Below are 23,256 nucleotides of genomic sequence, written 5' to 3'. Positions count from 1 at the left end.
ACGCGCCCTGGGTCTTGTAGTACTCACCGTCGAAGTTGACCTCGTCGCCGGTCCACAGCTCGCGCATCAACCGGACCGCCTCCCGCAACCGCGCGAAGCGTTCTTTGAACTCGGGCCACTCGCCCTGAAATCCGGTCGCGTACTCGTTGAGCGCTTCGCCGGTGCCGACACCGAGCATGATCCGGCCCGGGTACATGCAGGCCATCGACGCGAACGCCTGCGCGATCACCGCAGGGTTGTAGCGGAAGGTCGGGGTCATCACCGACGTGCCGATCTGCACCCGGCTGGTGCGCTCACCGACCGCGGCCATCCACGCCAACGAGAACGGGGCATGCCCACCCTCATGCCGCCACGGCTGGAAATGATCGGACACCGCCACCGAATCCATACCGTGTTCCTCGGCCGCCACCGCGATCTCGACCAGCTCACGCGGGTTGAACTGCTCTGCCGAAGCCTTGTATCCGAGTCGCAATGCCACCAGACCATCTCCCTCATCCGCCGTGTAGTCATTCCAGTTCATCACAATCGCGGAAGGGCACTTCGGCGAGTGGTCGATTCAGCCCTGGGCGGAAGCGATTGACTTCAAGTGAACTTGAACTTCTACTGTGGAGATCATGAGTATGGAGTCAGTTGCCTGGAACACGATGTATCGGTCGATGAACGCACCGAACCTGGACAAGGCGCGCCGCCGGGAGGATCGGGGCGTGACCATGCGGCGTATCGCCGCGTTCGCCCGCCCCCACCGCGGCAAACTCACCGTCTTCATGCTGCTCAGCGTCATCGTCGCAGTTCTGACGGTCCTGACGCCCATCCTGGCCGGACGCGTGGTCAACAACATCGTCGGCGACGGTCCGGCGTCGACGGTCATCTGGCTGGCGGTGCTCATCGCGATCATCGCGGTGGCCGAGGCCGGCACCGGCCTGGTGGTGAGTTGGCTGTCGTCGAACATCGGCGAGGGACTGATCTACGACCTCCGCCGATCGGTGTTCGACCACGTCCAGAAGATGCCGGTCGCGTTCTTCACCCGGACCCGGACGGGCGCTCTGGTCAGCCGACTGAACAACGATGTGATCGGTGCCCAACGCGCCTTCTCCGACACGTTGTCCGGCGTGGTGTCGAACATCGTCACCTTGACATTGACCCTGGCGGTGATGATCTCGATCAGCTGGCAGGTCACCCTGCTCGCCCTGGTCTTGTTGCCGCTCTTCGTGGTTCCCGCCCGCCGGATGGGACGTCGGATGGCCGCACTCTCCCGCGAGGCCGCCGAATACAACTCGATGATGTCCACGCAGATGACGGAGCGGTTCTCCGCACCCGGTGCGACGCTGGTCAAGCTGTTCGGCAGGCCCACACAGGAATCCGCAGAATTCGCGGAGCGCGCAGACAAGGTCCGCGACATCGGGGTCCGACGGTCGCTGGCGCAGAGCATCTTCGTCACCTCGCTGACGCTGGTCTCGGCGCTCGCCCTGGCACTGGTCTACGGTCTGGGCGGCTACCTTGCGGTCAACGGGCACCTCAATGCCGGCGCCGTGGTGTCCCTGGCATTGCTGCTCACCCGCATGTACGCACCACTGACCGCGCTCGCGAACGCACGGGTCGAGATCATGAGCGCCTTGGTCAGCTTCGAGCGCGTCTTCGAGGTACTGGACCTCGCACCACTGATCGCCGACAAGCCCGACGCTGTCACGGCACCGAAGGGTCCCCAGTCCTTGAGCTTCGACGGCGTCAGCTTCAGCTATCCGTCGGCCGAGAAGGTGTCGCTCGCCTCACTGGAAGAGGTTGCGACCCTGGACAAACGAGGTGGAGAAGAAGTCATCCACGATGTGTCCTTCACTGTGCCGGAAGGCAAGATGGTGGCGCTGGTGGGCAGCTCGGGCGCCGGCAAGTCGACGATCGCACAGCTCGCGACCCGACTCTACGATGTCGATTCCGGCGCTGTTCGCCTCGGCGGCAATGACATTCGCGACCTCGAGAGCGGATCGCTGCACCGCGCGATCGGATTGGTGACCCAAGACGGTCACCTGTTCCACGACACGGTACGGGCGAACCTGCTGCTCGCCAATCCCGACGCCACCGAACAGGACATCTGGGACTCACTGCGTCGATCGCGTCTGGACGGGCTGGTCGCCGGGCTGGCCGACGGTCTCGACACCGTCGTCGGCGAACGTGGCTACCGATTGTCCGGCGGTGAGCGTCAGCGGCTGACCATCGCGCGACTGTTGCTGGCCCATCCCGCGGTCGTGATCCTGGACGAGGCGACCGCGCACCTGGACTCGACCTCGGAGGCCGCCGTGCAGGAAGCTCTGGCCGAAGCTCTGGAAGGGCGGACATCGGTGGTGATCGCGCACCGGTTGTCGACCATCAGGGCTGCCGACGAGATCCTGGTGCTGGAAGCGGGGCGGGTCGTCGAACGGGGAACCCACCTCGACTTGCTGGCCCGCAGCGGGCGCTACGCGGAGCTGTATCGGACCCAGTTCGCGGACGGCTCACCGGCGCCCGTGGTGCCCGGTGAGTCTCCTCAGCCGTCGGTGCCCTCGGACCGCGCCTGACGCACCAGGGCCGCGGCCTTCTCCAGGCTCAGCCCACGATCGGCCCGACGTAGCTTGCGGATGGCGTTGACCTCGTTGTCGATGCCATCGGTGACTTCTCGCACCTCGGACATCGTCCAGGGCAGGGGCTTGGGCTTGGGCCGGAGTTCGGTCGCCACCAACGCGATGTTGACGGCGATGATCACCATCCCGAGCGCGAACCACCCCCATCTGCCGTCATTTGCCCAGCTCACCGACAGCAACGCGACACAAATCATCAGCACCAGCGAGCCGATCACGGTCAGGCTGGAACCGAGCCTCTTCAGAACGTGCATGCCCTAAGTGAACACGGCCACCCCTCAGGGCCGCACTCCGGCCTGCGCGAATCCCTTCAGGGCGTACTTGTTGTATCGGACCTTCGCCGGCAGTCGCCGGTACAGCGGATCGAGCGCGCGGACGCCGGCACAGAAGCGCCGATAGTTGCGCTCCTTGCGCTCGCTCCACGGCAGGTCGAGCTGTTCCCGGGCGCGTTCCGGCATACCGCCGGTGGTGATGAAGGCCGCGAACGGATTCACCACCCGGGACAGCACCTTCCACACCAGCGGATGCATGCCAGGCGGCAGCGGATAACCCTTCGTGACGTATCCGACGCCGTACCTGGCGGTTTTGTGCGGGATGAGCACCTCATCGACCGTGCGATCCCAGTACTCGACGAAGTCCGCGTAGGTGGCGGGCATCGGACGATCACTGACGCCGTAGCGGCGGTACCAGGTGATCGACTCTGCGTAGATCTGCTCCTTCTCCGCGTCGGTCAGCTTCTTGATCATCCGGTCGGTGCCGGTGAGCAGTGCGTCGACGAACGTCGCGTGCGCCCAGTAGTAGGTCTCCGGATTCAGTGCGTGATACCGCACGCCATCGGGCATCGTGCCCTTGATGTCGGTGTGGAAATCGCGCACCATCGGGCCCACCGAATCACCCTCGGGCGAGTAGACCGTCCCGTAGATCCCCGGCAGGGACCGCTTGATCCGGGCAAACGGATCGTCGAAGAACACCGAGTGTTCCATCACGGCCTGCCCCAGCGCGGGCAGCATGTTCTCGAGAACAGCAGGACGCGGCCCGAGCAGACCCAGGCGGCTGTCGCCGAAGTACTTCCAGGTCAGCGACCCCGGTCCGAGTGGAGCTCCGACGAGCTCTGGACGGTCCTCATCGGCCACCAGGTCTGCAGACGGCGTGTCTATTGCGTCGGTCATGGTGAAACCGTAGCAGCAATGGAACAGTATCTCCATAGTGTTCCATTGCGCCGTAGTGGCCGCTCTCGGTCCGCGACCGCCTCAGACCGCCACGGCCCGGTCGGATGCCTGTGGGTCGACGATGTCCGAGAAATGCGAGGCGTCGCCGGTCACGATTCGGCTCTGCGCACCGTCGACACCGACGGGTACGTCACCGGCCAGAGTGATCCGATTCAGTCGGCGGTACTGGTCGTCGTAGTCGGCGACGGCATAGTGCTGCGTGGCGCGGTTGTCCCAGATCGCCAGGTCGCCGGCCTCCCAGTTCCAGCGAACCGTGTTCTCCAGTCGGATGATCCGGGCCTGCAGGACGTTGAAGAGCTCCGCCGATTCGACGCTCCCGAGGTCGACGAAGCGCTTGACGAAGTTGCCGAGGAGCAACGCCCGCTCACCGGTCTCCGGATGGACCCGAACCACCGGGTGCTCGGTCTCGTAATACGACGACTGGAACTCGGCGCGGTACTCCTGCGCGCCCTTCGCGTTCACCAGTTCCGCAGCGGTTCCGGCGTAGTCGGTCACGTTAGTGTGTACTGCCCACAGATTGTCGGTCAGCGCCTTCAGGGACGTCGGCAGATTCTCATACGCGGTGACCGTGTTCGCCCAGGTCGTGCTCCCGCCGTACGTCGGCAGCGTCACCGCACGCAGGATCGACGCCTTGGGGATCCGATCGACGAAGGTGACGTCGGTGTGCCAGCTGTTCGCGCGGCCGTAGTCGGAATCGATCGGCAAGATGGTGTCGCCGCGAGAGGTGACGGTCGGATGGGCGATGGTCGGGATGCCCAGGGACCGCGCGAAGGCGAGCTGACCGTCGTCGTCGAGGTGATCCTGCCCGCGGAAGAAGATCACCTTGTGGGCGAGCAAGGCGTCGTTGATCGTTGCCAGCGTCGCAGAGTCGAGATCGCCGGACAGCGAGACCCCGTCTATCCGCGCGCCGATATTGCCCCCGATTTTCACGACGTCGATCTGTGCAGACATGGCCTACCTCCCGAAGAACTGGACTGCGAATATGTTCTCCGCGAACGTAGTTGCCGCGCCTCACCTTGAGAACGTTATGACGCAGCGTGAGCCGAAGGGCGCCAGCACCCCACAAACCCAGCTACGGCGAAACGAGCGGGTGTGCGGTGATCAGCGGAAGGCGTCGTGGCCCGTCAGCGCCTTGCCGATCATCAGCTGATGCATCTCCGAGGTGCCCTCGTACGTCAGCACCGACTCCAGGTTGTTGGCGTGTCGGATGATGGGGTACTCGAGGGTGATTCCGTTGGCGCCCAGTATCGTTCGGCATTCCCGGGCTATCTTGATCGCTTCCCGGACGTTGTTCAGTTTGCCGAGGCTGACCTGCTCCGGCCGTAGTGAGCCCGCGTCTTTGAGCCGCCCGAGGTGCAGGGCGAGCAACATCCCCTTGCCCCATTCGAGCGCCATGTCCGCCAGTTTCGCTTGGGTGAGCTGGTAGCCGGACAGGGCCTTGTCGAAGACGTCCCGCTCCCCGGCGTAGTCGATCGCCGTCTCCAGGCAATCGCGCGCGGCCCCCACCGAGCCGAAGACGATGCCGAAACGGGCCTCGTTCAGACAACTCAGCGGTCCGCGCAACCCCTCGACACCGGGCAGCATCGCCGATCCGGGCAGCCGCACCTCCTCCAGGACGAGTTCCGAGGTCACCGAGGCACGCAGGGAGAGTTTGTGTTTGATCTCCGGCGCGCTGAACCCAGGGGTGTCGGTGGGCACCACGAACCCGCGAACACCCTTGGAACCTTCGCCGAGATCGGTGCGCGCCCACACGACCGCGACATCTGCGACCGAACCGTTGGTTATCCACATCTTGGTGCCGCTGAGCACCCAGTCGTCTCCGTCGCGCTTCGCGTTCGTCCGCATCCCCGCCGGGTTCGACCCGAAGTCGGGCTCGGTCAGCCCGAAGCACCCGATCGCCTTGCCGGCCGCCATGTCGGGGAGCCATTGCTCTTTCTGCTCCTCCGAGCCGAACTCGTGGATCGCGAACATGGCCAGCGAACCCTGCACCGAGACAAAGCTCCGCAATCCGCTGTCCACGGCCTCGAGTTCGGTACAGACCAGACCATAGGTGGTGGCCGACATCCCGGCGCAGCCGTAACCGTCGAGGTGCATCCCCAGCACCCCGAGCTCACCGAGTCCGGCGGCCAGTTCCCTCACCGGAAGCGAGCCGTCCTCGAACCACTCGGCCACGTGAGGCCGCAGTTTCGAGGAGGCGAACGCCGCAACGGTGTCCCGGATCTCGCGCTCGTCGTCGGTGATGAGTGGATCGGTGGCGAACAACTCGGCCAAGGTCTGCTTGTCGGACATCGAGATCAACCCACTCCTTCGAGTTCACTGTTTCCGCGCCCGGCCCGCGCCGCGGCGGCGGCCTCCTTGGCGAATGCGGCGGTGCGCGCAATGGCCCGCAGTGCGTCGGGCAGCCTGCCCGCGAGCACCGGGAACGCGTGGACCTGCCACGAATAGCTGTGCAGTTCGGCCTGTACCCCGTCGGCCGCCAGTTTCTCGATCAACTGCAGCGCGTCGGGTTCGAGCATCTCGTCTTCGGCAGTGACGAGGATCGTCGGCGGGAACGCCTCCGAGGGAACATCCGCGATGCGGCGCGCCCCGCGCAGCGCGATCGGGCCCTGGTCGAAGCGGGGCCGGAGTTTACCCAGTTTGGCGATCGGCAGATACGCGTCGGACCTGCTGGTCCGGTCCGGGTTGGCCGCCAGATCGAGATCGAGCAGCGGCGAGTAACCGATGAACGCCGCGGGAGCCGGCAGTCCGTCCCGGTGCGCGAACTCGATGACCTTGCCCGACAAGAAGCCACCGGCCGAATCCCCGGCCACCACCACACGAGAGAAGCCTCGCTCGATGATGAGCTCCCGGTAAGCCTGATAGGCGTCCGTTGCCGAGGTGCCGACCCCGGCCTCGGGCAGCTGCCGGTAGGCGACGGAGTACACCGGCAGTCCGGTGTCGCGGCACAATCGAGACGCGATCGCGCGGTGCGTGGCGAGACCGCACACGACCATCGCGCCGCCGTGCAGGTACAGGATCGCGGTGGCCTCGTCGCGGTTGCTCGGGCCCGCGGGCAGTGACAGTTCCACCGGCCGACCGCCCAGTTCCATCTGTTCCCTGACGATCCCCTTGGCCTTGGGTCCCAGGGCGAAGATCTCGTCGATCAGGAACAGCGGCCGCAGCCCCAGTGCGCCGATCGGCCACAGTGTCAGGGCCGGTTTGATCAGCAGTCGCGACGCCAACCAGACCGGGTACGAGCGAAAGCTCGGGTGGCGGTGTCTGGTCACAACCATCTGTTACTCCCTTCCACGGTTACTTCCATCCTGCTGCGCACCGCCTGCATCGACAAGGCCCGCGGGTTCCGTGTTCGTGAACGGGAGGCCAACCGTTGGTGAAGTTACGGCTCTCACCTGCACGGTTGAGCCAGCTGGATGCCGGAAAAATAGGCGACCCGTCCTCTCGTGGGCATCGCGGCACGCGCCCAGCTGAGACAATGACCGGACCAAGTACGACGAAGGAAGGACCTCGGTGACCGCTCCGACCCTCGCGCAGTTCAACAGATCTGCGCAGGCGCCGACCGCACGCACCCTGATGGACATCCTGACGGAGACCTCGTCAGCCCATCCCGATGCGCCCGCCATCGATGACGGCGACGTCGTCCTCACCTATGCCGAGGTGATGGAACTCGTCGACGAGGGCGCTCTGTGGTTGGGGAGCAGGGGCATCGGTCGGGGTGACCGGGTCGGCATCAGGATGCCGTCGGGCTCCCGTGAGCTCTACCTGGCGATTCTGTCGACCCTCGCCGCCGGAGCCGCCTACGTCCCGGTCGACGCCGACGATCCGCCGGAGCGCGCCACCCTTGTGTTCGGTGAGGCGAAGGTGGCTGCGATCCTCGGCGCCGAGGGACTGACGTGGCCCTCCGACCTGGGGCTCGCACGCACCGACACCGATGGTGACGCGGTGCGCCCCGACCTCGACAACGACGCCTGGATCATCTTCACCTCCGGTTCGACGGGCACCCCGAAGGGCGTCGCGGTCACCCATCGCAACGCCGCCGCGTTCGTCGATGCGGAAGCGGAGATGTTCCTGCAGGGCGAGCCGCTGGGCCCGGGTGACCGGGTGCTCGCCGGACTGTCCGTCGCCTTCGACGCGTCCTGCGAAGAGATGTGGCTGGCCTGGCGTCACGGTGCCTGTCTCGTCCCCGCCCCGCGGTCGCTGGTGCGGTCCGGGATGGACCTCGGGCCGTGGCTCGTCCAGCGAGACATCACCGTGGTCTCGACGGTCCCGACCCTCGCCTCGCTCTGGCCGCCGGAGGCCCTCGAAGCCGTCCGGCTGCTGATCTTCGGCGGTGAGGCGTGCCCGCCCGAGCTCGGCGAGCGTCTCGCCGTGGACGGCCGCGAGGTCTGGAACACCTACGGTCCGACCGAGGCGACCGTCGTCGCCTGTGCCGCATTGCTCGATGGCAGCAAGCCCGTCCGCATCGGGCTGCCGCTGGCCGGCTGGGATCTGGCCGTGGTCGACGCCGACGGCGTGCAGGTGGCGCCCGGGGAGGTCGGCGAACTGGTCATCGGCGGCGTCGGACTCGCCCGCTACCTCGACCCGGCCAAGGACGCCGAGAAGTACTCGCCCATGGCCACGCTGGGTTGGGACCGCGCCTACCGCAGCGGCGACCTGGTCCGGTTCGAGGTCGAGGGCCTGGTGTTCATGGGCCGCGCCGACGACCAGGTGAAGGTCGGTGGACGCCGCATCGAACTCGGCGAGGTCGACAACGCCCTGCAGCACCTGCCCGGCGTCGGCGGCGCGGCGGCCGCGGTCCGGAAGTCGGCTGCCGGCAACTCCGTGCTCGTGGGATACCTGGTCTCCACTGATCCCGACTTCGACCTCGCCGCGGCCCGCGACCACCTGTCCGACCAGTTGCCCGCGGCCCTGATCCCCCGGCTCGTCCTGGTCGACGAACTACCGACGCGGACCTCCGGGAAGGTCGACCGCAACGCCCTGCCCTGGCCCCTGCCGTCCTCGGGCGGAGACGACGACACCAGCCATCTCGGCGCCACCGAGACGTGGGTCGCAGAGCACTGGACCTCGGTTCTCGGGGTCTCGATCACCGACCCCGAGGCCGACTTCTTCTCCGAGGGTGGCGGCTCGCTGGCCGCGGCCCAGCTGGTGACCATCCTGCGGCAGCGCTTTCCCACCGTCACCGTCGCGGATCTCTACGACCATCCCCGGCTGGGGTCGCTGGCGCAGATGCTCGACGACCTCAACCCCGGTGCCGTCACCGAACCGCGCATCGTCGCACCGACCCCGCGCCGGACCGGTATCGCGCAGGTCGCGTTGTCGGTGCCGCTCACCACACTCACCGGCCTGCAGTGGGTGACCTGGCTGGCGATCGCCAACAACCTGCTGTCCTACTTCTACGACGCCGCCTGGATCACCCCGCTCAACTGGTGGGTCGTCCTCGCCGCATTCATCGTCTTCATCACCCCGCTGGGCCGGATGGTCACTGCCGCCGCCGGGATCCGACTGCTGCTCGCCGGGGTCGAACCCGGTGACTATCCCCGCGGCGGATCGGTGCACGTGCGGCTGTGGATCGCCGAACGCCTGACCGAGGCGAGCGGCGCGGCGAATCTGTCCGGCGCCCCGTGGATGATCTACTTCGCCCGCTCGCTGGGCGCGCAGATCGGCCGCGGCGTCGACATGCACACGCTGCCCCCCGTCACCGGCATGATCACGCTCGGGGACGGCTGTTCGGTGGAACCCGAGGTGGACCTGGCCGGTTGGTGGATCGACGGCGACGTCGTCCACATCGGCGACATCGAGATCGGACCGGGCGCGAGCGTCGGCTCGCGTTCGACGCTCATGCCCGGGACCCGGATCGGCCCGAACGCCGAGATCGCGCCGGGCAGCGCCGTGATGGGCAAGATCAAGGGCGGCCAGCTCTGGGCCGGTTCACCTGCGGTCAAGACCGGCAAAGCGCAGCGCCCGTGGCCTGACCACCGGCCCGCCAAGCGCAGTTACTGGGTGCCGATCTTCGGGATCTCCTCGATCCTGCTCGCCGGGGTGCCGCTGCTGTCCCTCGGCGCCGGTCTCGCGGTGATCGGCAGCTGGGCCGCGGGTGCCGACCGGTTGCGGTCCGTCGCAGTGCGCTCGCTGGTCCTGCTTCCCGTCGGGACCGTCGTGAGTCTGATCGTCTTCGCGGTCATCACCGCAGTGCTGGTGCGGCTGTTGTCCATCGGGATGCAGAAGGGCTACCACCCGGTGCGGTCCCGGGTCGGCTGGCAGGTGTGGGTCACCGAACGGTTGATGGACGCAGCACGGACCTTCCTGTTCCCCCTCTACGCGTCGCTGCTCACGCCGTGGTGGTTCCGGCTCCTCGGCGCCGACATCGGCAAGGGCACCGAGATCTCCACCGCGCTGGTCATCCCGAAGTTCACCACCGTCGGCGACGGCGCGTTCCTGGCCGACGACACCATGGTCGCGTCGTACGAGCTGGGCGGCGGCTGGATGCACATCGACGAGGCCAAGGTCGGCAAGCGCGCCTTTCTCGGCAACTCGGGGATGACCGGTCCGGGTCGCAAGGTCCCGAAGAACTCTTTGGTGGCCGTGCTGTCGGCCACCCCCAGCAAGGCGAAGTCGGGGTCCAGTTGGCTGGGCAGTCCGCCGGTGCGCCTGCGCCGCGCCGCCGCGCAGTCCGACACATCGCGGACCTTCGATCCGCCGCTGAAGCTGAAGGCGGCCCGCGCGTTCGTGGAGACGTTGCGACTGATCCCGGTGATGATCACCTTCGGGCTGGGACTGTTCGTGTTGATCGGCCTGCAGTACATCGCCCAGTCCTCGAACTACTTCATCGCCGCTGCGGTCAGCGGACTGGTTCTACTGGTGGCCGGAGCTGCCGCCTGCTGTATCGCCGCCGCCGCCAAGTGGGCCGTAGTCGGGAAGATCGAAGCCACCGAACATCCGCTGTGGAGTTCGTTCGTCTGGCGCAACGAGCTCTCGGACGCGTTCGTCGAGACGGTCGCGGCACCGTGGTTCGCCAACGCGGCGACCGGCACCCCCATCCTGAACCTGTGGCTGCGGATGCTCGGGGCCCACATCGGCAAGGGCGTCTGGTGTGAAACCTACTGGCTCCCTGAGGCCGACCTCGTCACCCTCGGCGACGGCGCTACCGTGCAACGCGGCTGCGTGGTACAGACCCACCTGTTCCACGACCGCGTGATGGCGATCGACGAGGTGGTGCTGGGACCTGGCGCCACCCTCGGGCCGCACTGTGTGGCGCTGCCCGCCGCAGGGCTCGGCGCCGGCGCCACCGTCGGCCCGGCGTCGCTGGTCATGCGCGGTGACGTCGTGCCGGATTCGACCCGCTGGCAAGGCAATCCGATCGCCCCGTGGAACTGACGTGGTGGCGCTAGACCCTGTTTCGCCGTCGGTTGAGGAGATATCCGTCGGCACCGGTCCGGCCGGTCTCGGCGAGCCCCACGGCCACGAGACCGGCGATCAACGCGAGCGGCAACTCGAAGCCACCGTCAGCGTTCCAGAAACCGTTGTCGATGTGGGCGTAGAAGATCGCACCGATCATGTCGGCGATCAGCAACAGGGACACCAGAGGCATCAGCACCCCGAGGATCAGCAGGATCCCGCCGCCGAACTCCACCAGCGCGGAGTACCAGGCCGCGGCCTTCGGCAGCGGGATGTCGAGCATCTTGAAGTAGGCCTCGGTGGCGCCGATTCCGTTGGTGTGCAACTTCTGCCAGCCGTGGAAGATGAAGATGACGCCGAGGATGACCCTGGCCACCAGAGAAGCGAAATTGCGAGATGTACCCATGACTGTCGTCCTTGTCCTCGATGTACCCGCGTGGAGGAATCCCGGCTGCTGGCACCACGGGTCTTCGAGCGCCGTCGCCGCACACTCCATGTAACGTCATGAAGAACCAAAAATCAGCTGGAACTGGAGGATTTGTGCCGGGTAAACCAGGCAGGCGGTCAGGTGGGACCGGACAGCCGCTCCTCGGCGACCCTTCCGACGGCATCGACCCCTACCTGCCCGGAAACGGGAATCTCGGGTATCACGTGTCCCGTTACGACCTCGACCTCGAATACAAGGTGTCCACGAACCGTCTCGCGGGCACCGCGGTGATCACCGCGACCACGGTCAGCACCCTGGGCCGGTTCTCCCTCGACCTGTCGAACGCGCTGAAGGTGGATCGTGTCACCGTCAACGGCGAGAAGGTGCGCCGGTTCTCCCATCGCAACCGCAAGCTGACCATCACGATGGCCACGGACCTGCCCGCGGGCGGCGTCATGACGATCCTGGTGAAGTACGCGGGTAACCCGCGGCCGATCCGCGGTCGGTGGGGTGACGTCGGCTGGGAGGAACTCACAGAGGGTTCGCTGGTGGCGAGTCAGCCCAACGGGGCCGCGTCCTGGTTTCCCTGCGACGACCATCCCACGTCCAAGGCCGCCTACGGCATCTCGATCACCACCGACACCCCGTTCATGGCCGTCGCCAACGGGGTGCTGATCCGTAAGCGGATCAAGGCCGCGCAGACGACGTGGGTGTACGAGCAGGTCGAGCCGATGGCGTCGTATCTGGCCACCATCCAGGTCGGCCAGTACACCCGAAAGACGTTGACCACCAAGCCCGTTCCCATTCACGCTGTCTTCCCGCCTGCACTGCGGCGCAACGTCGAACATGACTTCGCCAAGCAGCGGCAGATGATGGATGCGTTCGTGGACATGTTCGGCCCCTACCCATTTCCCGAGTATTCCGTGGTGATCACCGACGACGAGTTGGAGATCCCCATCGAGGCCCAGGGCATGTCGATCTTCGGCGCCAATCACAGTGACGGCTCCGGATCGTACGAGCGCCTGGTCGCGCACGAGTTGGCGCACCAGTGGTTCGGCAATTCCCTGACGCTGAACCGGTGGAAACACATCTGGCTCCACGAGGGTTTCGCCTGCTACAGCGAATGGCTGTGGTCGGAGCACTCGGGCGGGATGACCGCCGAAGCGCACGCACGCAAGTACTACGACCGCCTCGCCGCCTCACCCGTCGACCTGATCATCGGCGACCCCGGGCCGGAGCGGATGTTCGACGACCGGGTGTACAAACGCGGCGCACTGACCCTGCACGCCCTGCGCAAGCAGGTGGGCGACGACAAGTTCTTCGACCTGCTGCGGGAGTGGACGCGGCAATACCGGTACAGCTCGGTCACCACCGAGGACTTCACCGGGCTCGCTGCGCGGTTCAGCCCGCAGCCGCTGAACGATCTCTGGGACAAGTGGCTGGGGCAGCGGTCGCTGCCGATGTACCCAGGGCTCTAGTGGGACGGGGCGGCCCGATGAGCCGGGTGGGCCCGTGAGCCGGGTAGCACTGGCGACGGTGGTCGCCGCGATCTCGGGATATCTGGTGTTGCTGCTCGCGGCCCGCGGGCTCGGGGCCGACGGATATGCCGCGTTTGCCGTGTTCTGGGCGGCGTACGGCCTAGTCACGGGGACTCAGAACGGGCAACTCCAAGAAACGACCCGCGCGGTCCGGGGAGCGCGGATGAAGGACGGGCCCGCTCTCGGTGCGCGTCCGATGCCGCTCGACGCGATGGTCGGGCTCGGCCTCGGCGCAGTCGTCGCCGTGACCGCGATCGGTTGGGCGACAACGGTGTTCGAATCGTATCGCCTGGAATCGGTGGCGCTGCTGTCGGCCGGGGTCGCTGCGTTCGGGATCTACGCGGGCCTCGGTGGCGCGCTCTCGGGACTCGGTCGCTGGGGCCCGTTCGGGACGCTGCTCATCGTCGATGCCCTCATCCGCCTAGCCTTGACCGTCATCGCCGTCGCCGCCGGGTGGGGCCTCGGCGCATTCCTGGTCATCACAGTCGCGGGCACGGCGTCTTCGGCCATCGTGCTGCTGTTCCTGCGTCCCGCGCGCGACGCCCTCGGCGTCCGGGGTGATGTCGCGGCCCGCGACCTCGCCCGCAACACGTTCACCGCGATGGCCGCGGCCCTGGCCAGCGCCATCCTGGTCATGGGCTTCCCGGTGCTCATCAAGCTCTCCACCAGCGGCGACCTCGACTCCGCAGCCGGCGCGGTGATTCTGGCGGTGACCTTGACCAGGGCTCCATTGCTGGTGCCGCTGAACAGCTTTCAAGGGGCTCTCATCAGCCGCTTCGTCGAGAATCGCGACCGGTTGCTCGCCGCCCTCGCGGTGCCGATGGGCATCGTGATCGGGGTCGGCGCGGTGGGTTCGGTCGCCGCGTGGCTGCTCGGCCCCTGGTTGCTGGAGAACATCTTCGGTGGCGACTACCGGCTGTCGGGAACCACTGTGGCCGCCCTGACAGCAGGGGCGGTGGCGATGGCGGCGCTGACGCTGACCGGTGCGATGGCGCTGGCAGCCGGCCGGCACCGCCTCTACGCGACGGGGTGGTGGGTGGGCACCGCGGTCAGCGTAGGACTGCTGTTCATCCCCGCGGACCTCGAAGTGCGGGTACCGCTCGCGCTGATCGTCGGCCCGCTGGTCGGCATGGCCGTTCACCTCGTCGCGGCGGCGCGTCCGGGTTCAGCGCACGAGGTGCCGGGCGAGTTCACGGGCGACCGGCCACTGCCTACCGAGTAACGCGCCCGGCAGCAGTGTCGCGGCGTTCAGCCGGGAGGTGGGATGACGACGCGCGGCCCTGGCGGCGGTGGTCCAGCCCAGCGACTCACAGGTCCTGGCCTCTGCCGCGAAGAATTCCCGTTCCTCGACGAAGCGCCTGCCGTCGACCGCACGGACCGAACTGACAGACGCCACATGTCGCCGGTACGAGAAGGTCACCTCGGGGTCGAAGACCAGCGATCCACCCGATCGGGCGATGTCCACGAGGAGCGCCAGATCCAGCACCACTTCCAGACCCTCCCGGAAACCGATCGGCCGGGCGATGTCGCGCCGCCAGAGTAGCGACGGGAAATAGGTCCAGTTGCCGCGATACAGACCGGCAGCCAGTTCTTCGCCGCGCAGGGTGGTCGCCGCGCGCGGCGCCAGCACCGACTTCACCCGGTCCCCCAGGGGCCTGACCACTGTCCCGGTGGCGTCGATGACCTCGACCCCACTCGCCACGATCGCGGCGTCGGGGTTACCCGCCAGCGCGGCGACGGCTCGGGAAAGATGGTCCGGACCCATCAGGTCGTCGCACCCCATGATCGTGAACGCGGGGGCCTCAGTGAGGTCGACGCAGCGGCGGAAATTGCCGTTGACCCCGAGGTTCTCGGTGTTACGCAGGTACTGCAGCCGGGGGTCGCCCAGGCCCTGGAACCAGCGCGCGGGCTCGGGGTCGGGATATTGGTCGTCCACCATGACCAGCCGGAACCCGGTATGGGTCTGCGCGAGCACGCTGCGGACCGCAGCCTGGAAGAGGGACATGTCGCCGTAGAACGGCAGCATGACGTCGACCAGCACGGTGGAAGAATACGCCGCCGGTGCCGTTAGACTCCCTATCGGCCTGTTTCTTCTCGACGAGCGCGCGGAGGTGTGTGAGATCACTGACTCACCTGCCGTCGACGGCAATGGCGATGTCTGGCTGATCGTCCCGGTGTACAACGAAGCTCCGGTGATCCGATCGGTCGTCGCCGCGGCGAAACTCACCTTCCCCAACATCGTCTGCGTCGATGACGGCAGCAAAGACGGTTCCGCGGACGAGATCCTGGCCGCCGGAGTGAAATTGGTACGCCATCCGGTGAATCTCGGGCAGGGGGCCGCCATTCAGACCGGGGTCGAGTACGCCCGATCCCAACCCGGCGCACAGTACTTCGTCACCTTCGACGCCGACGGCCAGCACCAGGTCGACGACGTGGTCGTCATGCTGGAACGGCTGCGCACCGAGCCGCTGGACATGGTCATCGGCACCCGATTCGCGGACGATCGCAGCAAGAGCGTTCCGATCATCAAGCGAATGGCGTTGCGCACCATCGTGTTCCTGAGTCCTCGCACCCGGCGACTCGGATTGACCGACGCCCACAACGGCCTGCGGGTGTTCAACAAGAAGGTCGCGACTGAACTGGATCTCATCATGAACGGGATGAGCCACGCGTCGGAGTTCGTCGCGCTGATCGACAGCCGCAAGTGGCGGGTCTCCGAGCAGCCCGTGACGATCCTCTACACCGAGTACTCGATGGCCAAGGGGCAGTCGTTGCTCAACGGGGTCAACATCTTGGCCGACGGCCTGCTCCACGGCCGGATGAGGCGATAACACCATGCTGGCAATTCAGATCATCCTCATCCTGTTCGTCATCGCGCTGGTCGGCTACTTCATCACCCAGCGCGGCAACGCGCGCGCCTCGGCCTGGGTGAAGCTCGCCTTCCTCGGGTTCCTGGCGTTCGGTGTCTACGCCCTGCTGCGGCCCGACGACCTGACCACCCTCGCCGGCTGGGTCGGTGTCGGACGTGGTACCGACCTGGTGCTGTACTGCCTCGTCGTCGCGTTCGCGTTCACCACGATCAGCACCTACCTGCGGTTCCGCGACCTGGAGATCAAGTACGCCCGGCTGGCTCGCGCGATCGCGCTGCAGAACGCAAAACTGGAGAACCAACCTGACGAGGACTGAGGTCAGTGCCGGTGGTGCTCGGCGCCCATGATGTCGTGCAGGATCCGGTGGACGATGGCGTCGGGAACGATCCGGTAGTGCACGGTCCGCCCGGATTTGGTGGTGGTGACCCAGCCCTGGGCGCGCAGGGCCCGCAACGATTGTGACGCCGCGTTCTCCGTGATCGATGCAGCGTCGGCCAGCTCGCTGACGGTGGCCCCCGGATGCTCGTGCATGTGGGTCAGCAAACTCAGCCGGGTGGAATCCGACAGCAGCGCAAAGCGATTGGCCCACCCATCGATCTCGGTGTGCTGGTGCCCGGCCATCGCCAGTCCCTTCGCCGCTCGTACTGCCGCCCGCTGCGTCCGGTGTTAGGGTACGACACACATTAATGTGTCTGCGCAGACACATATCGGTGTGGAAGGGATCCGGCGGTGCGTCGAAGTGGCCTGCGGGCAGTGGTCGTGATGTGCGCTGCCGCACTCGCCGTCGGTGCCTGCTCAGGATCGCCGGCCGAACGACCGGATCGCATCGTTCTCGCCGACAGCCAGAAACTCGGCGGCTACAACCCGGTCGCCGGATACGGCGAACTCGGCGTCTCGCCGATCTACGAAGGCCTGCTCCGACCGCAGGCCGACACCGACGCCCGCCTACCGGACCTCGTTCCGTCGCTGGCAACCTCCGAGCCCGAATCGGTCGGTCCACGACAATGGCGACTACCACTGCGGGCCGGGGTGAGATTCTCTGACGGGTCCGCCTTCGATTCGTCGGATGTGGTCGCAACCTACGCCGCGGTACGCAATCCTGTTGTGGCGTCCGAGATCTCCACCAACTTCACCCCGATCGTCGACATCAGGGCCGATGGATCAGGCGCTGTCGTGGTCACCATGGACACCGACGCAGACCCCTCGCCCTACCTACTGCTCGGCATCGCCCCCTCCGAGAAGATCGAAGACGCCCCCGTCGCCGACTGGGCCCTGAACACCGCGCCGGTGGGCACCGGTCCGTACGCACTGGAGAGTCTGCGGCCCGACCAGGCGGTGATGACTGCACGCGAGGACTACTGGGGTGAGGCACCTGAGGTGACGTCACTGGTGTTCACCTACACCCCCGATGACAACACCCGAGCGCAGCGGATCGCGACCGGCGAAGTCGACGGCGTGAGCCTGCCCCCGAAAATGCTTGCAGCGGTCAGCAATCGCGACGGTGTCGAGACTGTGGGCGTCCAGTCCGCCGACTGGCGCGGCGTGTCGTTTCCGGCACAGAACCCGTTCACCGCCGATCCGCGGGCCCGGCTGGCGATGAACCTCGGCATCGACCGCGAGGCCGTGATCACCGATGTCCTCGATGGCCACGGCCGCGCCGCCAGCACCCCCGTCGCGGCGGTCTACGGTGACGCCTTCAACCCCGACGCCGAGTTCGCGTTCGACGCCACCGGCGCCGAATCCGTACTCGATGCCGCAGGATGGGTCGCGGGGCCGGGCGGCATCCGTGAAAAGGGTGGCCAACAAGCCTCTTTCGAGCTGCTCTACAACGCTCAGGACACGCTGCGCCGCGACCTGGCAGTCGCCTTCGCAGCCGCCATGAAGCCGCTCGGTGTCGAGGTCACCCCCCGGGGCAGCAGTTGGGACGAGATCGAGACGTTGCTGGATACGTCAGCGGTCGTGCTCGGCGGTGGAGCCACGCCGTACAGCATCGACTCCCAGGTGTTCGACACCTTGCACACCCGCGTGCCGGATTCGTCGCCGTACTCGAATCCGGGTGACTTCGCACCGCCTGGGATGGATGCCGTGCTGGAGCAGGCCCGCGAGTCGGCGCCCTCACCGGAGAACGACGCGCGATATCGGGAGATCCAGTCGCTGTACATGACCGAGCCGTCGTACGTGTTCCTCGCGTTTCTCGACCACACGTACGCCTACCGGGATCTGCGCTGGCAGCAGAGCCCACCGATCCTCGAGCCGCACTCCCACGGGGTCGCCTGGGGCCCGTGGTGGCATACCGCCGCCTGGACGCGGTGAGCCGCCTCGCGCCTGCCGCGCGCCTGCTGGGTATCCGCGCGCTGATCGCAGTTCCGGTGACGGTGGCGGTGTCGGCGGCGATGTTCGCGATCGCATCGCTCTCACCCTTCGATCCGCTGGCGGTCTATCTCGGGGACAACTATCAGTCGGCGACCCTCTCGCAGCGGCAGGCGGTGCGGGCCGCCTACGACACCGACGTCTCCTGGTACACCGCCTGGTGGCGCTGGCTCGGCGACCTGTTCTCCGGCGACCTCGGGTGGTCGTCGACGCAGTCGCAGTCCGTCGAGGCGGTTCTGACCCAGCGGATGCCGTTCACCCTGGGTCTGTCGACCGCCGCCCTGATCGCCGCGACCCTCATCGCGGTCACCCTGGGCGCGCTGGCCGGGATGCGTCGTGGTGGTGTGCTCGACAAGATCTGTTCGGCGTTGTCGGCCACCTTCGCTGCAGTTCCGCCATTCGTGGTGTCGCTGGTGCTGGTCGCGGTACTGGCAGTCGGCCTCGGCCTGTTCCCGACCTCGGGAGCGCGCTCACCAGGCGATCCGTACACCGCCTCCGGGCTCGTCGGTCACGCGGTACTTCCCTTTGTCGCGCTGACCATCTCGCAGGTGCCGTGGCTGTTGCTGACCACGAGGGCGGCCGTCGTCGACACCGCCGCCACGGATGCGGTCCGGGCGGCACGGGCCCGCGGCATCCACGGTTGGGCCCTGCTCAAGGGTCACATCGTGCCGTCCTCGATCGCGCCGACCCTGGCCCTACTCGGTACTCGACTTCCCGAGGTGATCGCCGGCGCAGCCATCGTGGAGACGGTCTTCGGCTGGCCCGGGGTCGCGGCCGTTCTCGTGGAATCCGCGTCGGCTCTGGACTTCTCCCTGTTGGCCACACTCACCGTCGGTGCAGCGCTGGCCGTGCTGCTCGGCTCTGCCCTGTCCGATGCCGCGGCCACCGCACTGGACCCCAGGATCGGGATGCGCGCATGACCACCATGATCGCCGCGCGAGTGCGGCTCGGCTGGCAGTGGGTGCTGCTCGCGGCAATCGCAGTGCTCGCCATCGTCATACCCATCGCTGCGGGTGATCAGGTTGCCGATTTCGCCGCGGCCCTGAAGGCCCCGGGGTCGGGGCACCTGTTCGGCACCGACCACTCCGGCTACGACCTGCTGGTGAGAACCGCAGAGGGATTGCGAATCTCTCTGGTGATCGCCGCGATCTGTGCGGTGGCGGCAACGCTGCTCGGAGTGATCGTCGGAGTCGGGTCGATCGCGGCCGGCGGCTGGATCGATGCGGTGGTGATGCGCATCGTCGACGGGGTCAACGCGCTTCCCCACCTCGTGGTCGGGATCGTCATTGCCGCACTCTGGCGCGGTGATCCCTTGGCGATCATCCTGTCGATCTCCCTGACCCACTGGCCGTCGGTCGCGCGGGTCGTGCGGGCCGAACTGCTGTCCAACGCTGAAGCGGGATGGGTCACGTCGGCGCGGCTCGCCGGTGCCAGTCGCTGGTTCGTCGCGCGCAACCACCTTCTGCCGGCGGTCGGGGGCCAGGCCCTGGTCGCGATGATGATGCTGCTCCCCCACGCTGTCTGGCATGAGTCGACGTTGTCGTTCCTCGGCGTCGGCCTGTCCCCCGACCGCGCGAGTCTCGGCACCCTGCTCGGGCAGGCGCGAGGGGATGTGATGCTCGGAGCGTGGTGGACCCTCGTCGTCCCCGCGACGGCGTTGATCGTCACCGCACTCGCATTCGCCGCAGCTGGCTCGATCCTGCGTAAGCAGATGCAACCCCCGGGCGGGCAGGTCTGGTGAGCGCCGCACACCTGCGCCGGTTCGGCGTCGAGATCGCGACCCGCGGCGGACCCGGCGACCTCGTGGTCGGTCTGCGGGGCGTCGACCTCGATGTCGAGGGCGGGCAGGTCACCGCGCTCGTCGGTGAATCGGGGTGTGGCAAATCTCTGGTGGCACTGGCGTTGTGCGGCTTGCTACCGCCGGGATCGTCGGCGACCGGCGACCTGGTGATCGGCGACGACACCATCGCATTCGACGACGAACGTCGGTGGCGTGCCCTGCGCGGACGTACGGTCGGCCTGGTCCCGCAGTCGCCCGCGACGTCGTTCACGCCCGTCCGGACCCTGGGAGCTGCGCTCACCGAGGTCGTCCGGATCCTCGACAGTGACCGGGACGCCGCAGAATTGGCCGCCCTGGCAGGACTACCAAAGGACGCTTTGACGCTGTATCCGCACGAACTGTCCGGGGGGATGGCCCAACGCGCCGCCATCGCCGCGGCCATCGCCGGCCGGCCTGCGCTCGTCATCGCCGACGAACCCACCTCCGCACTCGACCCAGAGCTCGCAGACCTGGTGTGGAAATTGCTGCGCGCGATCGCCGACGACGGGTGCGCGGTTCTGGTGGTCACGCACGAACTCAAGTCCCTGCTTCGCTCGCAGATCTGCGATTCCGTCGCGGTCATGCGCGTCGGCGAGGTGGTTCTTCAGGACACCCCGACGCGGGTGCTCGCCAGTGCGGACGACTACGTCGGTCGTTTGTTCGCAGGAGTGCAGGCATGATCTCAGCCGAGAACGTGACCGTCCGCTTCGGCGATCGCATCGTGCTGGACGGCCAAGACTTCACGGCCCCGACCGCCACGATCAGCGGCATCTACGGGCGCTCCGGGACCGGCAAGACCACGCTGCTGCGGGTGCTCGCCGGGTTGCGCCGCCCGGACGCCGGCACTGTCCTCTTCGACGGTGACCCGCTCGCGCCGGTGGGATCGGTCGCGATGCTCGACCAGCACCCCCGGCTCGTCTGCAACCCGAGATGGACGCTGACGCGCATCATCACCGAACCGGGCACAATCACCCGCCGTCCCGTCGATCCCGTACCGTTCGCCGAACGGACCGGGCTGGACCGGGAGCTGCTCTCCCGCTACCCCTCCCAGGTCAGCGATGGCCAGTTGCAACGCGCCTGCCTGGCCCGAGCGCTGGTGCAGCAGCCGCGCTATCTGATGTGCGACGAGCCCACCGCGATGCTCGACCCCATCGCATCCGCCGAGGTGGTGACGATGCTGCGCTCGATCGCCGCCTCGGGCACCGGCATCGTGCTGGTCAGCCACGACCCCGACGTCATCGACGAGTTGTGTTCGACCACAACCGAACTGCACTGAGGGGTGTGGAGATCAGCTGTCGGAGAGTCCGCGGAGGAAGGCAGTGACGTCATCGTGGCCGGGCAGCAATCCCATCGAGCGGGCCTCGGAGAGACTCGGGGCATCGGTGTCTTTGTCCGACAACGTGAACGCCAACGGTGAGCCGTCGCGGGCGGTGGTCGGGAACTCGATGCCGACCTCCGGATCGAGGGGGTGGATACCGTGTTCGCCGGTCGGGTTGTAACCGGTCGAGCACAGATAGGTGACCACCGAATCGTCTTCGAGCGAGACGAAGGCGTGGCCGAGACCCTCACCCACGTACACCGCACGACGGTCGACGTCATCGAGGAGCACCCCGTCCCAGGCTCCGAACGTCGGCGACCCCACCCGGATGTCGACGACGACGTCGAAGATGGCCCCGCGCGGACAGCTCACGTACTTCGCTTGTCCCGGTGGGACATCAGCGAAGTGGACACCGCGCAGCACACCCGCGGCCGACACCGACAGGTTCTGCTGCTGCAGGTCGAACGGGTGCCCGATGGCCTCGGAGAGCACGTCAGCGCGAAAGGCTTCCATGAACAGGCCGCGCGGATCACCGAACTTCTTCGGGGTGATCTTCCAGGCGCCATCGATGGCCAGCGGTTCGATCAGCATGAGTGTCAGTGTTCCTTACCGCGTTCGAGGAGATCGAGAAGGTAGGTGCCGTATCCCGATTTGGTCAGGCCCTGCGCCCGCGCGCGGAGCTGGTCGTCGTCGATGAAACCGCGGCGCCACGCGACCTCTTCGGGGACGGCGATCTTGAGTCCTTGACGTTCTTCGACGGTGCGGACAAAGTTGCCGGCGTCGAGCAGCGAGTCGAAGGTGCCGGTGTCGAGCCATGCGGTGCCGCGGGGCAGCACCTCGACCTGGAGTAGACCCTTGTCGAGGTAGGCGCGGTTGACGTCGGTGATCTCGTACTCGCCGCGTGCACTGGGCTCGAGGTTGGCCGCGATCTCGACGACGTTGTTGTCATAGAAATACAAACCCGGAACCGCAAAATTGGACTTGGGTTTCTCCGGCTTTTCTTGCAGATCGATCGCTGTGCCGTCGCTGTTGAAATCGACCACGCCATAAGCCTGGGGATTACGTACCCAATAAGCGAAGACCGCGCCGCCTTCGATGTCATGGAATCGTCCCAGTTGCGAACCCAAACCCGGGCCGTAAAAAATATTGTCGCCGAGGACCAGCGCCACCGGGTCGGAGCCGATGTGGTCGGCACCGAGGACAAAGGCCTGCGCCAGGCCGTCAGGGCTCTCCTGAACCCGGTAGGTCAGAGTCAGCCCGAATTGGCTTCCGTCGCCGAGCAGTGATCGAAATGCCTGTTCGTCATGCGGAGTGGTGATTATCAAGATTTCCCGAATACCCGCGAGCATCAGCGTCGTCAACGGATAGTAGATCATCGGTTTGTCATAGACCGGGACCAATTGTTTGCTGACACCCTGAGTTATCGGATGCAGCCGAGTTCCGGTTCCCCCGGCCAGGATGATTCCACGCATACGTGACACCTTAAGGCCGGAGCCCGCCACATGACCGGTGACGGCCTTGCTGGGTAAGGTTGCGGCAACCGAACGAAGGATTGTCATGCGGGTATTGATCACCGGTGGAGCGGGCTTCATCGGCGCGAACTTTGTGCACCGAACACTCGCCACCCGGCCGGACGTGCAGGTCCGCGTCCTCGACGCGATGACCTACGCCGCCAACGCCGCAT

Annotated in this window: 23 protein-coding genes; 12 read left to right on the top strand and 11 right to left on the bottom strand. The window is 66.8% G+C overall.

The annotated features are described in order from the left end of the window. Positions 1 to 520, bottom strand: a 520-nt coding sequence (locus J3S28_RS28105) for an LLM class flavin-dependent oxidoreductase (RefSeq protein WP_207844600.1), incomplete at its 3' end; no start/stop codon positions are given. A gap of 94 nt (positions 521 to 614) precedes the next feature. Here J3S28_RS28105 and J3S28_RS28100 point away from each other — a divergent pair. Then, positions 615 to 2,549, top strand: coding sequence for an ABC transporter ATP-binding protein (locus J3S28_RS28100; RefSeq protein WP_207844599.1), 1,935 nt, complete (start codon positions 615 to 617; stop codon positions 2,547 to 2,549). On the opposite strand, the gene J3S28_RS28095 is transcribed toward J3S28_RS28100, so the two are convergent. From J3S28_RS28095 to J3S28_RS28075, 5 genes are all read right to left on the bottom strand, one after another. Continuing rightward, positions 2,519 to 2,863, bottom strand: coding sequence for a hypothetical protein (locus J3S28_RS28095; RefSeq protein WP_207844597.1), 345 nt, complete (start codon positions 2,861 to 2,863; stop codon positions 2,519 to 2,521). The genes J3S28_RS28100 and J3S28_RS28095 overlap by 31 nt on opposite strands. Before the next feature lie 24 nt (positions 2,864 to 2,887). Beyond that, positions 2,888 to 3,778, bottom strand: a complete 891-nt coding sequence (locus J3S28_RS28090; RefSeq protein WP_207844595.1) for an oxygenase MpaB family protein — start codon at positions 3,776 to 3,778, stop codon at positions 2,888 to 2,890. 81 nt (positions 3,779 to 3,859) lie between these two features. Further along, a complete protein-coding gene (locus J3S28_RS28085) occupies positions 3,860 to 4,789 on the bottom strand; it encodes a TauD/TfdA dioxygenase family protein (RefSeq protein WP_207844593.1) in 930 nt (309 codons plus the stop codon). 150 nt (positions 4,790 to 4,939) lie between these two features. Continuing rightward, positions 4,940 to 6,127 (bottom strand): acyl-CoA dehydrogenase family protein, encoded by a 1,188-nt coding sequence (locus tag J3S28_RS28080; RefSeq protein WP_207844591.1) that lies wholly within the window; start codon positions 6,125 to 6,127, stop codon positions 4,940 to 4,942. Between the two features lie 5 nt (positions 6,128 to 6,132). Further along, positions 6,133 to 7,110: an alpha/beta hydrolase gene (locus J3S28_RS28075; RefSeq protein WP_207844589.1), complete on the bottom strand. Its 978-nt coding sequence runs from the start codon at positions 7,108 to 7,110 to the stop codon at positions 6,133 to 6,135. Between the two features lie 298 nt (positions 7,111 to 7,408). Between J3S28_RS28075 and J3S28_RS28070 the strand changes: the two genes are divergently transcribed. Then, the gene (locus tag J3S28_RS28070) at positions 7,409 to 11,209 is read left to right on the top strand and encodes a Pls/PosA family non-ribosomal peptide synthetase (protein ID WP_207844612.1); all 3,801 of its coding nucleotides are present in this window, start codon (positions 7,409 to 7,411) and stop codon (positions 11,207 to 11,209) included. A gap of 10 nt (positions 11,210 to 11,219) precedes the next feature. Here J3S28_RS28070 and J3S28_RS28065 read toward each other — a convergent pair whose 3' ends face one another. After that, positions 11,220 to 11,636 (bottom strand): DoxX family protein, encoded by a 417-nt coding sequence (locus J3S28_RS28065; RefSeq protein WP_207844587.1) that lies wholly within the window; start codon positions 11,634 to 11,636, stop codon positions 11,220 to 11,222. Between the two features lie 134 nt (positions 11,637 to 11,770). Here J3S28_RS28065 and J3S28_RS28060 point away from each other — a divergent pair, with 134 nt between their 5' ends. Then, the gene (locus tag J3S28_RS28060; protein ID WP_207844585.1) at positions 11,771 to 13,135 is read left to right on the top strand and encodes a M1 family metallopeptidase; all 1,365 of its coding nucleotides are present in this window, start codon (positions 11,771 to 11,773) and stop codon (positions 13,133 to 13,135) included. Positions 13,136 to 13,169: 34 nt separating this feature from the next. Beyond that, positions 13,170 to 14,417 carry a lipopolysaccharide biosynthesis protein gene (locus J3S28_RS28055; protein ID WP_207844582.1) on the top strand — a complete coding sequence of 416 codons (1,248 nt, stop codon included), beginning with the start codon at positions 13,170 to 13,172 and terminating at the stop codon, positions 14,415 to 14,417. Here J3S28_RS28055 and J3S28_RS28050 read toward each other — a convergent pair. Next, entirely contained in the window at positions 14,361 to 15,236 is an 876-nt protein-coding gene (locus J3S28_RS28050; RefSeq protein WP_307797490.1) for a glycosyltransferase, read from the bottom strand. The genes J3S28_RS28055 and J3S28_RS28050 overlap by 57 nt on opposite strands. Between J3S28_RS28050 and ppgS the strand changes: the two genes are divergently transcribed. After that, entirely contained in the window at positions 15,220 to 16,026 is an 807-nt protein-coding gene (gene ppgS / locus J3S28_RS28045) for a polyprenyl-phospho-N-acetylgalactosaminyl synthase PpgS (protein ID WP_207844580.1), read from the top strand. The two genes, J3S28_RS28050 and ppgS, sit on opposite strands and share 17 nt — an antisense overlap. A 4-nt stretch (positions 16,027 to 16,030) precedes the next feature. Further along, complete coding sequence (locus J3S28_RS28040; protein WP_084894994.1) at positions 16,031 to 16,381, top strand: DUF2304 domain-containing protein; 351 nt, start codon at positions 16,031 to 16,033, stop codon at positions 16,379 to 16,381. 2 nt (positions 16,382 to 16,383) lie between these two features. Here J3S28_RS28040 and J3S28_RS28035 read toward each other — a convergent pair whose 3' ends face one another. Next, positions 16,384 to 16,686 (bottom strand): ArsR/SmtB family transcription factor, encoded by a 303-nt coding sequence (locus J3S28_RS28035; protein ID WP_207844578.1) that lies wholly within the window; start codon positions 16,684 to 16,686, stop codon positions 16,384 to 16,386. A gap of 141 nt (positions 16,687 to 16,827) precedes the next feature. Here J3S28_RS28035 and J3S28_RS28030 point away from each other — a divergent pair, with 141 nt between their 5' ends. The 5 genes from J3S28_RS28030 to J3S28_RS28010 are packed head-to-tail and all read left to right on the top strand — an operon-like array spanning position 16,828 to position 21,530. Next, positions 16,828 to 18,378 carry an ABC transporter substrate-binding protein gene (locus J3S28_RS28030; protein WP_207844608.1) on the top strand — a complete coding sequence of 517 codons (1,551 nt, stop codon included), beginning with the start codon at positions 16,828 to 16,830 and terminating at the stop codon, positions 18,376 to 18,378. Beyond that, positions 18,351 to 19,355, top strand: coding sequence for an ABC transporter permease (locus J3S28_RS28025; protein WP_307797489.1), 1,005 nt, complete (start codon positions 18,351 to 18,353; stop codon positions 19,353 to 19,355). The genes J3S28_RS28030 and J3S28_RS28025 overlap by 28 nt, the downstream gene beginning before the upstream one ends. Next, positions 19,352 to 20,176 (top strand): ABC transporter permease, encoded by an 825-nt coding sequence (locus tag J3S28_RS28020; RefSeq protein WP_207844576.1) that lies wholly within the window; start codon positions 19,352 to 19,354, stop codon positions 20,174 to 20,176. The genes J3S28_RS28025 and J3S28_RS28020 overlap by 4 nt, the downstream gene beginning before the upstream one ends. Beyond that, entirely contained in the window at positions 20,173 to 20,934 is a 762-nt protein-coding gene (locus J3S28_RS28015) for an ATP-binding cassette domain-containing protein (protein ID WP_307797488.1), read from the top strand. Before J3S28_RS28020 ends, J3S28_RS28015 begins: the two co-directional genes overlap by 4 nt. Next, the gene (locus J3S28_RS28010; protein WP_207844574.1) at positions 20,931 to 21,530 is read left to right on the top strand and encodes an ABC transporter ATP-binding protein; all 600 of its coding nucleotides are present in this window, start codon (positions 20,931 to 20,933) and stop codon (positions 21,528 to 21,530) included. The genes J3S28_RS28015 and J3S28_RS28010 overlap by 4 nt, the downstream gene beginning before the upstream one ends. A 12-nt stretch (positions 21,531 to 21,542) precedes the next feature. Here J3S28_RS28010 and J3S28_RS28005 read toward each other — a convergent pair whose 3' ends face one another. Further along, the gene (locus J3S28_RS28005; RefSeq protein ID WP_207844572.1) at positions 21,543 to 22,163 is read right to left on the bottom strand and encodes a dTDP-4-dehydrorhamnose 3,5-epimerase family protein; all 621 of its coding nucleotides are present in this window, start codon (positions 22,161 to 22,163) and stop codon (positions 21,543 to 21,545) included. A 5-nt stretch (positions 22,164 to 22,168) separates the two neighbouring features. Then, complete coding sequence (gene rfbA / locus J3S28_RS28000) at positions 22,169 to 23,044, bottom strand: glucose-1-phosphate thymidylyltransferase RfbA (RefSeq protein ID WP_207844570.1); 876 nt, start codon at positions 23,042 to 23,044, stop codon at positions 22,169 to 22,171. An 85-nt stretch (positions 23,045 to 23,129) separates the two neighbouring features. On the opposite strand from rfbA, the gene J3S28_RS28530 reads away from it, so the two are divergent. After that, positions 23,130 to 23,256: NAD-dependent epimerase/dehydratase family protein (locus J3S28_RS28530; RefSeq protein WP_237341111.1), on the top strand; the 127-nt coding region annotated here is incomplete at its 3' end.

Source organism: Williamsia soli, assembly GCF_017377795.1.
Taxonomy (GTDB): Bacteria; Actinomycetota; Actinomycetes; order Mycobacteriales; family Mycobacteriaceae; genus Williamsia; species Williamsia soli.
This window is presented reverse-complemented; position numbering and strand designations above follow the sequence as displayed.